Raw genomic sequence first — 15,352 nt, 5'->3', positions numbered from 1 at the left:
GCCGTGATCGAGCTGACCCAGACCAATTCCTCGGAGATCGCCTCCGAGTTCGTCCGCGCCCGGATCCGCGCGGGCAGCCCGGCGATGGGCATGGTGATGACGCTGATCATCGTCGTCGACGAGAGCGGCGCCCACGACGCGATGGAGGCCGCCCGGAAGGCGTCCCGCGAGCACCCCGCCCGCGTGCTCGGCGTGATCCCGCGCGACGCACGCGGCGAGGCGGCGATCAACGCCCAGGTGGGCATCGGCGAGTCGTGGAGCGGTGAGACGGCGCTGATCCGGCTCAAGGGCGAGGTGGTCAAGCACGCCGAGTCGGTCGTGCTGCCGCTCCTCCTGCCCGACTCCCCCGTGGCGATCTGGTGGCCGGAGAACCCTCCCGACGACCCGGCCGCCGATCCTCTGGGCGCACTGGCGCAGCGGCGGATCACCGACGCGGCCGCGGTCACCCGCGGGAAGAGCAAGGCCATGCACACGCTGTGCGCGAACTACGCGAAGGGCAACACCGACCTCGCCTGGACACGGATCACCCCATGGCGCGCCCTCCTGGCCGCGGCGCTCGACCAGCAGCCGCTGAAGGTGCGGAGCGCCTCGGTGACCGCCGAGCGGATCAGCCCCAGTGCCGACCTGCTGCGCGCCTGGCTCAGCGACCGGCTGCACGTGCAGGTCGAGCGCGAGAACAGCCGCGGACCCGGCATCACCGAGGTCGTCCTGGACACCAAGGAGGGCCCGATCCGGATCAGCCGCCCGGACGGCAAGCTGGCGACGTTCAGCTCGCCCGGACGACCCGACCGGCCCGTCGCGCTGAAGCGCCGCGAGCTGCCCGACCTGCTCGCCGAGGAGCTGCGCCGCCTCGACGAGGACGACATCTACCGCGACACCACCCGCCGGCTGATGAAGCTCAACGGAGAGGCGTGACCGTGCCCCTGGAGCTCAGGGTCCTCGCCGAACCCGCACAGGTGGCGGCGGCCGCCGCGGAGCGCTTCCTGCAGCGCATGGCGGCGGCGCAGGGCCGCGGCGAGGAGCCGCACGTCGCGCTGACCGGCGGCACGATCGCGCACGCCCTGCACCAGCAGATCGCGCTGCAGGCGCCGGCGTACGACGTCGACTGGAGCCGCGTGGTGTTCTGGTGGGGCGACGAGCGCTACGTCACCCCGGACAGCTCGGAGCGCAACGCGCTGGACGCCCGTCAGGTCTTCCTCGACGTCGTCGGTGCCACCCAGGTGCACGAGATGCCGTCCACGGCCGGCGCGCCCGACGTCCAGGCTGCCGCGACGGCGTACGGCGACCTGATGCGCTCCTCGGGCGGAGGCGAGTTCGACCTGGTGATGCTCGGCCTCGGGCCCGACGGGCACGTGGCGTCGCTGTTCCCCGGGTTCCCCCAGCTCGACGTCGACGACACCATCGCGGTCCCGGTGACCGGCTCGCCGAAGCCGCCGCCGGAGCGGGTCAGCCTGACCTTCCCGGCCCTGAACCGCACCCGGGCGGTGTGGTTCCTGGTGACCGGTGACGGCAAGGCCGACGCCGTCCACCGGGCCCTGGCCGACGAGGGTGACGTGCACGAGACGCCCGCGCGCGGCATCAAGCCGGCGCCGCTCAGCGGAGCCGGCGAGACGGTCTGGTTCCTCGACGCGCCCGCAGCCAACCAGCTCTGAAGCCGCCGAGCGGGCGGTGCGGCTGCGCTCGAGTACGCCGAGCGGGCGATGCGGCTGCGCTCGAGTACGCCGAGCGGGCAGTGCGGCTGCGCTCGAGCACGCCGAGCGGGCAGTGCGACTCAGGGCACCCAGAAGCTGACCGAGCGCCTGGCTGCCGTGAACCCGACCCTCAGCCGGCGGGTGATGTCCGTCGTCCGGCCGTACACGTCGTCCTTGCCGAAGGCGGCGACCGTCCAGTGTCGTTCCCGGCTGATCCATTCCCGACGCTCCAGGTCGTGCGCGCGATCTGCCTCCTTGCTGTGGAACTCCTCGCCGTCGTACTCCGCCGCGTACCTCACCTCGGGTGCCGGTACGTCGAGCCGGTAGATCTCGCGCCCGTCGTCGTCACGGATCGCGAACTGCGGCTCCGGTGGAGGCAGCCCGGCGTCGTACCAGTGCAACCGCAGCGCCGACTCGCCCGGTGACTCGGCTCGGCCGTCGCCGAGCGGCGCGATCCACCGCAGCTGGCGGACCCCGCGGTGACCTCGGAACCGCTCGATCTGCTCCAGGAGATGATCCTGATCGACGCCGAGTCGCAGGACGCCATCGATGGCGGCCAACGCATCGAAGCGCCACAAGCGCCGCCCGAGGTCGAGCCCGGTCCTCATCGGGGTGGTGACGATCAGGCCGTGCAGGCTCATGACGTCAGAGTCGCGCAGCTGGCGTCGGCGACCGTCGACGCCTGCCCGGCGTACCCGGCTGTCGACTCTCTCGCACACGCTGATCGGCGGCGCTTCGAGGTGTGCGCCCCGTTCCAGCACCGGAGCTCCGTGGAGCCAGGCCGCGGTGCGGTCGGTGATCACGGCACACTCAGGTACGACGAGACCGAGGGCTCGCGCGCGGAACAGCACCGAACCGGGCGCCTGAGCTGCCGCGTAGACGCCCATCAGCACGCGGCGAAGAAGCCCCTCGCGCACCAATGTCCTGAGGTGGTTCTTGCTCACGCCGGCGTCATCCGCCATCGCCGCCGTGAACGGCGCGTCGAGGGGCAACGGAAACGTGCTTCCCAGCAGCTGCGCGTCGCCCATCCACTCCGAGGCTCTCATCGCCTCAGGATCGAGGACACCGTCCCGCTCGCGCGGACGTCCTCCACAGGCAGCAGCGCTGCCCGCTCGCCGTACAGCTAGCCAGCCGCCCTGCCCTGTCAGCGCACAGCAACGAAGCAGCAGTGCCCGCTCGGCGTCGTTGTGCGCAGCAGCAGTGCCCGCTCGGCGGTCAGAAGATGACTTCGCCGTTCTTGCGGCGGGTGCGCAGCGTCTGCAGGGCCTCTTCGAGGATGTCCTTCGCCTCGGCGTCCGAGCGACGCTCCTTCACGTAGGCGAGGTGGGTCTTGTACGGCTCGATCTTCACCGGCGGGGGCGGGTTGTCCGAGTCGAGGCTGGCCGGCAGGCCGCACCGGGGGCAGTCCCAGGAGTCCGGGACCTGCGCCTCGACGGCGAACGCGATCAGCGTGCGGTGCTCGCGGGAGCAGAAGTACGTGACGTTCTGACGAGGCGCGGCCTCACCGCGCTCGGCCTCGCCCATGGGCCCTGCACCCACACGGCTGCCACGAATGGCGTTTCCTCCGCCGGCCACCAGGTCTCCTTCTCAGTCCGCGCGAGTGCGCTTCGGGGGGTCAGTTGCTGGTCTTGAGCAGGAGCCCGAGACCGATCACGCACGCGAACCAGACCAGGCCGATGCCGATCGTGATCCGGTCGAGGTTCCGCTCGGCGACGGACGAGCCACCGAGGCCGCTCGAAACTCCGCCCCCGAACATGTCGGACAGGCCGCCCCCACGGCCCTTGTGCAGCAGCACGAGCAGGATCATCAGCAGGCTGCTGATGACGAGCAGGATCTCGAAAACGGTGATCACGCCGGGAATCCTAACTGACGCAGTGCTGAATGAGGCACTGGGCCGTCAGAGCACAGGCATGTCGTAGAACCGGCAGATCCCGCCGAACTCGTCCGCCTGGAGGCTGGCACCGCCGACGAGGGCGCCGTCGACGTCGGCCTTCTGCATGATGCCCGCGACGTTGCTCGCCTTGACCGACCCGCCGTACAGCACGCGTACGCCGTCCGCGGCGTCGGCACCGTGGACCTCGCCGATCCGCGCACGGATCGCCGCGCAGACCTCCTGCGCGTCCTCGGGGGTCGCGACCTCGCCGGTGCCGATCGCCCACACCGGTTCGTAGGCGATCACCAAGCCGGCGACCTGCTCGGCGGTGAACTCGGCGAGCGAGCCGTCGAGCTGCGCGAGCGTGTGCTCGACGTGCCGGCCCTCCTTGCGGATCTCGAGGCCCTCGCCGACGCACACGATCGGCGTCATGCCCGCGGCAAGCGCCTTGTGCGCCTTCGCGTTCACCAGCGCGTCGTCCTCGTGGTGGTACTCGCGGCGCTCCGAGTGGCCGACCACCACGTAGCTGCAGCCGAGCTTGGCCAGCATCGACGCGGCGATCTCGCCGGTGTAGGCGCCACCGTCGTGCTCGGACACGTCCTGGGCGCCGTACCGGATCTGGAGCCGGTCGCCGTCGACGAGCGTCTGCACCGAGCGCAGGTCGGTGAACGGCGGCACGACGACCACCTCGACCTTGCCGAAGTCGTGCTTCTTGTCGGCCAGCGTGAGCGCCAGCTTCTGCACGAGGTGCACGGCCTCGAGATGGTTCAAGTTGCTCTTCCAGTTGCCGGCCATCAGGGGCACGCGCGAGTTCTTCGCCATTCAGGGTCTGCTTTCAGGTCGAGGTGGTGTCGACAGGATCGACCACCCGGCGGGTGTTTCAGGCGTCGAGGACGTCGATGCCCGGGAGGGTCTTGCCCTCGAGGTACTCCAGGCTCGCGCCGCCCCCGGTGGAGATGTGGCCGAACGCGTCGTCGGCGAAACCGAGTCGGCGCACCGCCGCTGCGGAGTCACCACCGCCGACGACCGAGAGCCCGTCGACCTCGGTCAGCGCCTGGGCGACCGCCCGCGTGCCCTCGGCGAAGGCCGGGAACTCGAACACGCCCATGGGGCCGTTCCAGAAGACGGTGCGCGCACCGCGGATCGCCTCCGCGAACGCAGCGCCTGAGTCGGGACCGATGTCGAGGCCCATCATGTCGTCCGGAATCGCGTCGGCGGGGACCACCTTCGGCTCCGAATCCGCCTTGAACTCGGCGGCCACCACGATGTCGGTCGGAAGCACGATGTCGACGCCGGAGTCCTCCGCGCGGCGGAGGTACTCGCGACAGATGTCGACCTGGTCGTCCTCGAGGAGGCTCGACCCGACGCCGTGACCGAGCGCCTTGAGGAAGGTGAAGACCATCCCGCCGCCGATCAGCAGCCGGTCGGCCTTGCCGAGCAGGTTGTCGATCACCGCGAGCTTGTCGGACACCTTGGAGCCGCCGAGGACGACGACGTACGGCCGCTCGGGCGACTCGGTCAGCCGGCGCAGCACGTCGATCTCCCGGGCCACCAGCCCGCCCATCGCGTGCGGGAGGCGCTGCGCGACGTCGTACACGGACGCCTGCTTGCGGTGCACGACCCCGAAGCCGTCGCTGACGAACGCGTCACCGAGGGCGGCGAGCTGGTCGGCGAACGCACCACGCTCGGCGTCGTCCTTGCTGGTCTCGCCGGCGTTGAACCGCACGTTCTCCAGCAGGGTGACCTGCCCGTCCTCGAGTCCGGCCACGGCGGCCCGGGCCGACTCCCCCACCGTGTCGGGGGCGAAGACGACCGTGGTGCCGAGCAGCTCGCCGAGGCGGACCGCCACCGGCTTCAGGGAGTACGCCGGGTCGGGCGCTCCCTTCGGCCGGCCGAGGTGCGCCATCACGACCACGCGCGCGCCCTGGTCGAGCAGCTGCCGGATCGTGGGCAGGCTGGCGCGGATGCGTCCGTCGTCGGTGATCTGCTCACCGTCCAGCGGCACGTTCAGGTCCGAGCGGACCAGCACCCGCTTGCCTCGAAGATCGCCCAGACCGCTCAGATCAGATGCAGCGATCCCCGCCATCTCAGAGCGTGGAACCGACGTGGAGGATCAGGTCGGCGAGGCGGTTGGAGTAGCCCCACTCGTTGTCGTACCAGCCGAGCACCTTGACCTGGTTGCCGATGACCTTGGTCAGCGGCGCGTCGAAGATGCACGACGCCGGGTCGGTGACGATGTCGGTCGACACCAGCGGGTCGGTGGAGTACTTGAGGTACCGGCCGTCGGCGCGACGCTCGATCGCGGCGTTGACCTCCTCGACGGTGGTCTCCCGGGCGGCCTCGAAGGTCAGGTCGGTCGCAGAGCCGGTCGGCACCGGGACGCGCATGGCGTAGCCGTCCAGCTTGCCCTTCAGCTCCGGCAGCACCAGGCCGATCGCCTTCGCTGCACCGGTCGAGGTCGGCACCATGTTGAGCGCCGCGGCCCGGGCCCGACGCGGGTCCTTGTGGATGTTGTCCTGCAGGTTCTGGTCGGCGGTGTAGGCGTGGATCGTGGTCATCAGGCCCTTCACGATGCCGAACTCCTCGTGGAGCGCCTTCGCCATCGGCGCCAGGCAGTTCGTCGTGCAGGACGCGTTCGAGATCACCGTGTGGGCGGCCGGGTCGTAGAGCTCGTGGTTCACACCCATCACGACCGTGATGTCCTCGTTCGAGGCCGGAGCGGAGATGATCACCTTCTTCGCGCCCGCGTCGACGTGGGCCCGCGCCTTGGTGGCGTCGGTGAAGAAGCCGGTGGACTCCACCACGACGTCCACACCGAGGTCGGCCCACTTCAGCGCCGACGGGTCACGCTCGGCAGAGACCGCGATGTCCTGGTCACCGACCCGCAGCGAGGACTCGGTCGCGGTGACGTCGGCGTCGAGCCGGCCCAGGATCGAGTCGAACTTCAGCAGGTTCGCCAGCGCCTTCGGGTCGGTGAGGTCGTTCACGCCGACGATCTCGATGTCGGCACCCGAGGCGCGAACGGCCCGGAAGAAGTTGCGCCCGATGCGGCCGAAGCCATTGATTCCCACGCGGACAGTCACTGCGATCCACTCCTGAATTTGATCGTTAACACAAGTCGGTCACTCGACCCTATCGCGGACGTGCGCCAGCGCGAACGGGCTGTCCGGCCTACGTGCGAGTAACAGTCGAAGGTCCCGCGGACCGGGGTCTCAAGCCTCCTCGGCGAGCATCTCCGGGGTCAGGGACGCCTCCGTGTCGGGGATGCCGAGCTCCTCCGCACGCTTGTCGGCCATGGCGAGCAGCCGCCGGATCCGACCGGCGATCGCATCCTTGGTGAGCACGGGTTCGTGCAGCTGACCGAGCTCCTCGAGCGAGGCCTGCTTGTGCTCGAGCCGGAGCCGGCCGGCGAGCTGGAGGTGGTCGGGAATGTCGTCGCCGAGGATCTCCAGGGCGCGCTCGACCCGGGCCCCGGCGGCCACCGCCGCACGCGCCGACCGGCGCAGGTTGGCGTCGTCGAAGTTCGCGAGCCGGTTGGCGGTCGCCCGGACCTCGCGGCGCATCCGCCGCTCCTCCCAGGCGAGCAGGGACTCGTGGGCGCCCAGGCGGGTGAGCAGCTGACCGATCGCGTCGCCGTCACGGATCACCACCCGGTCGACGCCGCGGACCTCGCGCGCCTTGGCCGAGATGCCGAGCCGGCGGGCCGACCCGACCAGGGCGAGCGCGGCCTCGGGCCCCGGGCAGGTCACCTCGAGCGAGCTGGAGCGCCCCGGCTCGGTCAGGGACCCGTGGGCGAGGAAGGCACCGCGCCAGGCCGCGACCGCGTCGCACCCCGAGCCCGAGACCACCTGCGGCGGGAGGCCGCGCACCGGCCGGTTGCGCTGGTCGATGAGGCCGGTCTGGCGCGCCAGCGACTCACCGTCGCGCGCGACCCGGACGATGTAGTGGGTGCCGCGGCGCAGGCCGTTGCTCTTGAGCATGACCACCTCGGAGTCGTGGCCGAAGACCTCGGCGATGTCCTTGCGGAGACGGCGCGCCGCGGCCCCGGTGTCCAGCTCGGCCTCGACGACGATGCCGCCGTTGACCAGGTGGAGCGAGTCGGCGAAGCGCAGCATCGACGAAACCTCGGACTTTCGGCAGCAGGTCTTCGTCACCGCTGTGTTGGCCAGTTCCGCCTTCACCTGCGCCGTCATCGCCATGCGCGCCACCTTAGTTCGCCCTGGTGACGCGCGCATACGCTCGGGCAAGTTTCTCGGGATCGTGCTGCCCTGGTACGCCGTCGAGCGCGACGTCGGCGAGGACCAGGCGCGCCCCGAGCTCGCGAGTCATGGTCTCGAGCGAGGCGGCGTCCGGCACCGACGCGGGGTCGGCGAGCACGGTGTGGATCCGCAGGTCGGGCGCGGTGCGGTGCAGGACGGCGAGGTGGTCGTCGGGGGTGTACCCCTCGGTCTCGCCGGGCTGGGCCTCCAGGTTGAGCGTCACGACGACGTTCCCCGGGGTCGTGGCAAGGGCCGCGCGGAGGTCGGGGACCAGCAGGTGCGGGATCACCGAGGAGTACCACGAGCCCGGCCCGAGCACGACCCAGTCGGCCTCGCCGATGGCGCGGGTCGCCTCGGGGCAGGCCTTCGGGTCGGCGGGCTCCAGGCTCACCTCGAGGACCTCCCCGGGCGTGGTGGCGACCGCGACCTGGCCCTGGACCGTGCTGACCTCGTCGGGGGCGTCCGGGCTCACGCCGCGGACCCTGGCCATGATGTCGAGCGGGGTGACCGCCATCGGCAGCACGCGTCCCCGGGCTCCGAGCAGGCTGCCCACCCAGTCGAGGCCGACCACGTGGTCGCCGAGCAGCTGCCAGAGCGCCACGATCAGCAGGTTGCCGACGGAGTGCCCGTCCATCTCACCGTCGGACTCGAAGCGGTGCTGCAGCACGCGGGCCCAGGTCTGGCCCCACCGGTCGTCGCCGCACAACGCGGCGAGCGCCATGCGCAGGTCGCCCGGTGGAAGGACGCCGAACTCCTCGCGGAGCCGGCCCGAGGAGCCGCCGTTGTCGGCCACGGTGACGACCGCGGTGAGGTCGGGGGTGAGCCGGCGCAGCGCGGCCAGCGAGGCGGCCAGGCCGTGGCCGCCGCCGAGGGCCACCACCGCCGGCTCGGAGGTCCAGGTCACGAGGTCACCGTCCCGTCATGCGCGGTCATTCCCGGCCGAGATCGCGGTGGGTGGCCTGCGCGTCGAGACCGAGCGTCCGCAGCCTCGCGGCGATCTCCTCGGCCATCGCGACGCTGCGGTGCTTGCCGCCGGTGCAGCCGATCGCGATCGTCATGAACCGCTTGCCCTCGCGCAGGTAGCCCTCCCCCACGGTCTGCACCACGGGGACGTAGCGCTCCAGGAAGGTCTGGGTGTCCTCGCGGTCGAGGACGTACTTGGCGACGTCGTCGTCGCGCCCGGTGAAGTCGCGCAGCTCGGGGACCCAGTACGGGTTGGGCAGGAACCGCATGTCGGCGAGGAGGTCGGCGTCGACCGGCACGCCGTACTTGAACCCGAAGCTCACCACCGTGACCTTGAGCGCCGTCGTGCCGGGGTCGCCGAACGCCTGCGCGACCTTGTCCTTGAGCTGGTGGACGTTGAGCGGGGTGGTGTCGATGACGACGTCGGCGTCACCGCGCAGCTGGGTCATCACGCTGCGCTCGCGATCGATGCCCTCGATCAGCCGGCCGCCCGCCTGCAGCGGGTGCGGCCGCCGGGCCGCCTCCTGCCGGCGGACGAGGATGTCGTCGTCGGCCTCGAGGAACAGCATGGAGGTACGCCGGGTCGGCAGGTGCTGCGCCAACTGCTCGCGCAACGAGTGGAAGGACGTGCCGCCGCGGACGTCGACGACCACGGCGATCGGCTGGTCGCGGCCCTTCTGCTCGTCGACGAGCCGGACCACCTCGGTGACCAGCTCGGGCGGCAGGTTGTCGACGACGAAGTAGCCGAGGTCCTCGAGCTCCTTGGCCGCGGTGCTCCGGCCCGCTCCCGTCATGCCGGTGACCACGACGAGCTCGCCGAGCTGGTCGCTGGACCCGACCGCAGGGAACTCGCCGGTGTCCTCGACCCCGGGACCCAACTGTGCGGCCATGTCAGCCTTCCTCGATCTCTCCGGTGGCGGTGTTGACGCTGACAGTCTTGCGGGCGGCCCCGTCCGGTGCGACCGCTTCGGCGATCGCGGTGGCGGTGGCGGGTCCGATGCCCGGCACCTGGGCGATCTCGTCGACCGTCGCGGCCCGGAGCTTCTTCAGCGACCCGAAGTGCTTGATCAGGGTCTTGCGGCGGACCTCGCCCAGGCCGGGGACGTCGTCGAGCAGGCTCTCCACCATCGACTTCGACCGTCGCGAGCGGTGGTGCGTGATCGCGAAGCGGTGCGCCTCGTCGCGGATCCGCTGGAGCAGGTAGAGGCCCTCGCTGGTGCGCGGGAGGATCACCGGATCGGCCTCGCCCGGCACCCAGACCTCCTCGAGCCGCTTTGCCAGGCCGCAGACCGGGATGTCGTCGATGCCGAGCTCGTCGAGGGCACGCTGGGCCGCCGCGACCTGCGGTGGACCGCCGTCGACGACCACCAGGCCCGGGGTGTAGGCGAACTTGCGCGGCTTGCCGGTCTCGGGGTCGACCAGCAGCGGACCCGACTGGGCGTCCACCTCGCCACCCCAGCGCTCACCCTCGCCCAGGTCACCGCCCGGCACGGCGCCGTGCTCGATGCGCTCGTCCAGGAGCCGCCGGAACCGGCGCGTGATCACCTCGTGCATGGACGCGACGTCGTTCTGCCCCTCCACGCTGCGGATCACGAACCTGCGGTACTCGCTCTTGCGCGCCAGACCGTCCTCGAACACCACCATCGAGGCGACCACCTCGGTGCCCTGCAGGTTGGAGATGTCGTAGCACTCGATCCGCAGCGGGGCCGACGGAAGGTCCAGCGCGCGCTGGATCTCCTCGAGCGCCTGGTTGCGCGCGGTGAGGTCGCTGGCCCGGCGGGTCTTGTGCAGCGCGAGGGACTGCCCGGCGTTCTGCGCCACGGTCTTCTGCAGCTGCCGCTTGTCACCGCGGAGCGGCACCCGGATCTGGACGCGGCTCCCCCGGGTCTCGCTGAGCAGCTGCTCGAAGGTCGCGGTGTCCTCGGGCAGGGCGGGCACGAGGATCTCGCGCGGGATCGCGTCGCCCTCCTCGCCGGCGTACAGCTGGAGGAGGAACTCGCCGACCAGTCCGCCGGTGTCCAGGTCCTCCACGCGGTCGGCGACCCACCCGCGCTGGCCCCGGATGCGGCCCGACCGGACGTGGAAGATCTGCACGGCGACCTCGAGGGGGTCCTCCGCCAGGGCGATCACGTCGGCGTCGGTGCCGTCGCCGAAGACGACCGCCTGCTTCTCCAGCGCCTTGTTGAGCGCACCGAGGTCGTCACGCAGCCGGGCGGCGCGTTCGTACTCCTGGGCCTGGGACGCGGCGTACATCTCGCGCTCGACCCGGCGGACGAAGGCGTCGGTGCGGCCGCCGAGGAAGTCGCAGAAGTCCTCGGCGATGCGGCGGTGCTCCTCGGCGTCGATCCGGCCCACGCAGGGCGCCGCGCACTTGTCGATGTAGCCGAGCAGGCACGGCCGCCCGATCTGCGAGGACCGCTTGAACACGCCGTTGCTGCACGAGCGCATCGGGAACACCCGGAGCAGCAGGTCGACGGTCTCGCGGATCGCCCACGCGTGGGAGTAGGGCCCGAAGTACTTCACGCCCTTCTTCTTCGCCCCGCGCCCGACCATCACGCGGGGGAACTCCTCGTTGAGGGTGACCGCCAGCCACGGGTAGGACTTGTCGTCGCGGTACTTCACGTTGAAGCGCGGGTCGAACTCCTTGATCCAGGAGTACTCCAGCTGGAGCGCCTCGACCTCGGTGGCGACCACCGTCCACTCGACGCTGGCGGCCGTGGTCACCATCGTCGCCGTGCGCGGGTGCAGGTTGGCGATGTCCTGGAAGTACGACGACAGCCGGGCGCGGAGGTTCTTCGCCTTGCCGACGTAGACGACGCGGCCGTCCTTGTCGCGGAAGCGGTAGACCCCGGGCCGGGTGGGGATCGACCCCTGCCTCGGCTTGTACGTCGACGGATCTGCCACGTGGCAACCCTACGGGCGGGCGGCGACAGGCCCGACAGGCCTCACGTGACGGTCAGGGTGTCCCCGGTGACCTTCACGGTCTTCTCGGGCAGCGGCCTCTGCGCGAGACCGCCCTTGACCGAGCCGTCCACGATCGAGAACTGGCTGCCGTGGCACGGGCAGTCGATGGTGCCGCCGGCGACCCGGTTCACCGGGCAGCCCTGGTGGGTGCAGATCGCCGAGAACGCCTTGAACTGGCCGGCCGTGGGCTGGGTGACGACGATGTTCTGCGCAGGGAAGATCTTGCCGCCGCCGACCGGGATCTCCGAGGTCTTGATCCCGCCGCCGCCTCCTCCGCCCGAGGCCGGCGTACCCGCGGCGGTCGGCGAGGTGCCGGTGGACGGCACCGTTCCGGTGGAGTCGCTGCCGCTGCTGCCGCAGGCCGCGACCAGCGGGAGGGCGACACCGGCGGCGGCCAGGCCGGTGAGGAGGTTCCTGCGGCTTGCTTCGGCCTCGGTCACGAGGAGCACCTTTCGTCGGGAGTCGAGGTCACCACGCGTCGCGGCAACGGTCGACGCGAGCGTAGGCAGTGATTCTTGGAACTGTCTGAGACCACGGACGACGTGCGCTGAAGGTTCAGCCGAGCAGCGGCTTGAGGAACTCGCCGGTGAAGCTCTCCGGCACCGCCGCGACGTCCTCGGGGGTGCCCTCGGCGACGACGGTGCCGCCGCGGTTGCCGCCCGCGGGACCCATGTCGACGATCCAGTCCGCGGTCTTGATCACGTCGAGGTTGTGCTCGATCACCAGCACGGTGTTGCCCTGGTCGACCAGGCGTCCGAGGACCAGCAGCAGCTTGCGGATGTCCTCGAAGTGCAGACCGGTGGTCGGCTCGTCGAGCACGTAGACCGTGCGGCCGGTGGAGCGCTTCTGCAGTTCCGAGGCGAGCTTCACCCGCTGGGCCTCACCGCCGGACAGGGTGGTGGCGGGCTGACCGAGCCGGACGTAGCCGAGACCCACCTCGACGAGAGTCTTGAGGTGTCGCGAGATCGCCGGGATCGCGGCGAAGAAGTCGACGGCCTCCTCGATCGGCATGTCGAGCACGTCGGCGATGGTCTTGCCCTTGTAGTGCACCTCGAGCGTCTCGCGGTTGTACCGCGCCCCGTGGCATACCTCGCACGGCACGTAGACGTCCGGCAGGAAGTTCATCTCGATCTTGATCGTGCCGTCACCGGCGCAGGCCTCGCAGCGGCCGCCCTTGACGTTGAAGGAGAACCGGCCCTGCAGATAGCCGCGCATCTTCGCCTCGGGGGTCGAGGCGAAGAGCTTGCGGACGTGGTCGAAGACCCCGGTGTACGTCGCCGGGTTGCTCCGGGGCGTGCGGCCGATCGGGGACTGGTCGACGTGGATCACCTTGTCGACGTGCTCAACCCCGGTGATGCGGGTGTGCCGGCCCGGCACCGTGCGGGCGTTGTAGATCTGCTTGGCCAGCGCCGTGTAGAGGATGTCGTTGACCAGCGTGGACTTGCCCGAGCCGGACACGCCCGTGACCGCGACGAACAGGCCGAGCGGGAACGCGACGTCGATGTCCTTGAGGTTGTTCTCCTTCGCACCCTTCACGACGAGCTCGCGGCCCTTCGTGCGCGGCCGGCGTACGTCGGGCAGCGGGATCGACTTGCGGCCGGAGAGGTACATGCCGGTCTCGGAGTCGCGGTGCTTGAGCAGCTGCTTGACCGTGCCCGAGTGCACCACCTGGCCACCGTGCTCGCCGGCGCCCGGGCCGATGTCGACCACCCAGTCGGCGGTGCGGATGGTGTCCTCGTCGTGCTCCACCACGATCAGCGTGTTGCCGAGGTCCTTGAGCCGGACCAGCGTCTCGATCAACCGGTGGTTGTCGCGCTGGTGGAGCCCGATGCTGGGCTCGTCGAGGACGTAGAGCACACCGACCAGGCCGGCGCCGATCTGCGTGGCCAGCCGGATCCGCTGGGCCTCGCCGCCGGAGAGCGTCGCGGAGGCCCGGTCGAGCGACAGGTAGTCGAGCCCGACGTCCAGCAGGAACCGCAGCCGCTCCTGGATCTCCTTGAGCACGCGCTCGCCGATCTGCCGCTCGCGCGCAGAGAGCTCGAGGTCGTTGAGGAACTCGGCCGCCTCGTTGATCGGCAGCGCGCAGACCTCGGCGATGTTGCGTCCACCCACGGTGACCGCCATCGACACGGGCTTGAGCCGGCTGCCGCCGCAGGCCGGGCACGGGACCTCGCGCATGAAGCCCTCGAACCGCTCCCGGCTGGTGTCGGACTCCGCCTCGCGGTGCCGGCGCTCGATGTAGGGCCGGACGCCCTCGAAGTTCGTGTAGTAGGACCGCTCGCGGCCGTAGCGGTTGGTGTGCCGCACGTGCACCTTGGTCGCGTGGCCCTCGAGGATCGCGGTCTGCGCCTTCTTCGAGAGCTTCGCCCACGGGGTGTTCAGGTCGAAACCGAGCTCGTCGCCGAGGGCACCCAGCAGCCGGGTGAAGTAGTCGGCGACGTGGGCACCCGACCACGGGCCGATCACGCCCTCGCCCAGCGTGGCCTGCGGGTCGGAGACGACCAGGTCGGGGTCCACCTCCATGCGGGTGCCGAGGCCGTGGCAGTCGGGGCACGCGCCGAACGGTGAGTTGAACGAGAACGACCGCGGCTCGAGCTCGTCGGTCTCGATGTCGTGCTCGTTGGGGCAGGCCATCCGCTCGGAGAACTTCAGCTCGCGGTGCGGGTCCTTCGGGTCTGCGTCGACGAGGTCGAAGATCACCAGCCCGGACGCCAGGCTCAGCGCGGTCTCGACGGAGTCGGTCAGCCGTCGCTTCGAGGTCGGCTTGGCCGAGAGCCGGTCGACGACCACCTCGATCGTGTGCTTCTTCTGCTTGTCGAGCTTGGGCGGCTCCGCGAGCGGGTGCGTCTCGCCGTTGACCCGGGCCCGGCTGAAGCCCTGGGACTGGAGGCTGCGGAACAGCTCGACGTACTCCCCCTTGCGCCCGCGGATCACCGGCGCCAGCACCTGGAAGCGGGTGCCCTCGGGCAGCTGCATCACGCGGTCGACGATCTGCTGCGGGGTCTGGCGCTCGATCGGGGCCCCGCACTCGGGGCAGTGCGGCCGGCCCGCGCGCGCGTAGAGCAGACGGAGGTAGTCGTAGACCTCGGTGATCGTGCCGACCGTGGAGCGAGGGTTCTTCGACGTGGACTTCTGGTCGATCGACACCGCCGGGCTGAGGCCCTCGATGAAGTCGACGTCGGGCTTGTCCATCTGGCCGAGGAACTGGCGCGCGTACGCCGACAGCGACTCGACGTACCGGCGCTGGCCCTCGGCGAAGATCGTGTCGAACGCCAGCGAGGACTTGCCGGAACCGGACAGGCCGGTGAAGACGATGAGGGAGTCCCGGGGCAGGTCGAGGGAGACGTCCTTGAGGTTGTGCTCCCGCGCGCCGCGGATGACGATCTGTTCGGTCACTGCTTCCCTTGCTGTCCGGGCCGTCCCCCGACCTCGTCGTTGCCTACCTGTCGCATTCCCTGAGCCGTTGCCGCACGGTCCGGGCGTCCCGTTCCGGCGATGAGTCGAACACATGTTCGCACATCGCCGTGGCGGTTTCGAGCATCCCTGACCCCGCGGGGCGGGACCTCGGGAGACGCCGTACCCGACACCGCGTCACCTTCTCA

14 protein-coding genes are annotated in these 15,352 nt (G+C 70.6%); 2 read left to right on the top strand and 12 right to left on the bottom strand.

Annotation, left to right across the window (positions count from 1 at the left end; translation table 11 throughout):
• Positions 1-3: 3 nt before the first annotated feature.
• A complete protein-coding gene (locus EFL26_RS24770) occupies positions 4-915 on the top strand; it encodes a glucose-6-phosphate dehydrogenase assembly protein OpcA (RefSeq protein WP_246000205.1) in 912 nt (303 codons plus the stop codon).
• Positions 912-1,652: a 6-phosphogluconolactonase gene (pgl, locus tag EFL26_RS15045; protein ID WP_246000204.1), complete on the top strand. Its 741-nt coding sequence runs from the start codon at positions 912-914 to the stop codon at positions 1,650-1,652. The genes EFL26_RS24770 and pgl overlap by 4 nt, the downstream gene beginning before the upstream one ends.
• A 119-nt stretch (positions 1,653-1,771) precedes the next feature.
• Here the strand turns inward: pgl and EFL26_RS15040 are convergent, their stop codons facing one another.
• From EFL26_RS15040 to uvrA, 12 genes are all read right to left on the bottom strand, one after another.
• Positions 1,772-2,737 carry a type IV toxin-antitoxin system AbiEi family antitoxin domain-containing protein gene (locus EFL26_RS15040; protein WP_148046725.1) on the bottom strand — a complete coding sequence of 322 codons (966 nt, stop codon included), beginning with the start codon at positions 2,735-2,737 and terminating at the stop codon, positions 1,772-1,774.
• 169 nt (positions 2,738-2,906) lie between these two features.
• A complete protein-coding gene (locus EFL26_RS15035) occupies positions 2,907-3,266 on the bottom strand; it encodes an RNA polymerase-binding protein RbpA (RefSeq protein ID WP_123223642.1) in 360 nt (119 codons plus the stop codon).
• A 40-nt stretch (positions 3,267-3,306) separates the two neighbouring features.
• Positions 3,307-3,543 (bottom strand): preprotein translocase subunit SecG, encoded by a 237-nt coding sequence (gene secG, locus EFL26_RS15030; RefSeq protein WP_123223641.1) that lies wholly within the window; start codon positions 3,541-3,543, stop codon positions 3,307-3,309.
• A 45-nt stretch (positions 3,544-3,588) separates the two neighbouring features.
• Positions 3,589-4,386 (bottom strand): triose-phosphate isomerase, encoded by a 798-nt coding sequence (tpiA, locus tag EFL26_RS15025; protein WP_123223640.1) that lies wholly within the window; start codon positions 4,384-4,386, stop codon positions 3,589-3,591.
• A gap of 58 nt (positions 4,387-4,444) precedes the next feature.
• A complete protein-coding gene (locus EFL26_RS15020; protein WP_123223639.1) occupies positions 4,445-5,650 on the bottom strand; it encodes a phosphoglycerate kinase in 1,206 nt (401 codons plus the stop codon).
• Between the two features lies 1 nt (position 5,651).
• Positions 5,652-6,647 carry a type I glyceraldehyde-3-phosphate dehydrogenase gene (gene gap / locus EFL26_RS15015; RefSeq protein ID WP_123223638.1) on the bottom strand — a complete coding sequence of 332 codons (996 nt, stop codon included), beginning with the start codon at positions 6,645-6,647 and terminating at the stop codon, positions 5,652-5,654.
• Between the two features lie 129 nt (positions 6,648-6,776).
• Positions 6,777-7,763, bottom strand: a complete 987-nt coding sequence (gene whiA / locus EFL26_RS15010; RefSeq protein ID WP_123223637.1) for a DNA-binding protein WhiA — start codon at positions 7,761-7,763, stop codon at positions 6,777-6,779.
• 10 nt (positions 7,764-7,773) lie between these two features.
• On the bottom strand, positions 7,774-8,727 hold the full coding sequence (locus EFL26_RS15005) for a gluconeogenesis factor YvcK family protein (protein ID WP_123223636.1): 954 nt from the start codon (positions 8,725-8,727) through the stop codon (positions 7,774-7,776).
• A 25-nt stretch (positions 8,728-8,752) separates the two neighbouring features.
• Positions 8,753-9,676, bottom strand: coding sequence for an RNase adapter RapZ (rapZ, locus tag EFL26_RS15000; protein WP_183408197.1), 924 nt, complete (start codon positions 9,674-9,676; stop codon positions 8,753-8,755).
• 1 nt (position 9,677) lies between these two features.
• A complete protein-coding gene (gene uvrC, locus EFL26_RS14995) occupies positions 9,678-11,690 on the bottom strand; it encodes an excinuclease ABC subunit UvrC (RefSeq protein WP_123223634.1) in 2,013 nt (670 codons plus the stop codon).
• Between the two features lie 41 nt (positions 11,691-11,731).
• Positions 11,732-12,190 (bottom strand): Rieske (2Fe-2S) protein, encoded by a 459-nt coding sequence (locus EFL26_RS14990; protein WP_221176964.1) that lies wholly within the window; start codon positions 12,188-12,190, stop codon positions 11,732-11,734.
• Between the two features lie 115 nt (positions 12,191-12,305).
• Entirely contained in the window at positions 12,306-15,146 is a 2,841-nt protein-coding gene (gene uvrA, locus EFL26_RS14985; protein WP_123223632.1) for an excinuclease ABC subunit UvrA, read from the bottom strand.
• Positions 15,147-15,352 lie beyond the last annotated feature (206 nt).

Source organism: Nocardioides pocheonensis (assembly GCF_003725535.1).
Taxonomy (GTDB): Bacteria; Actinomycetota; Actinomycetes; order Propionibacteriales; family Nocardioidaceae; genus Marmoricola; species Marmoricola pocheonensis.
This window is presented reverse-complemented; position numbering and strand designations above follow the sequence as displayed.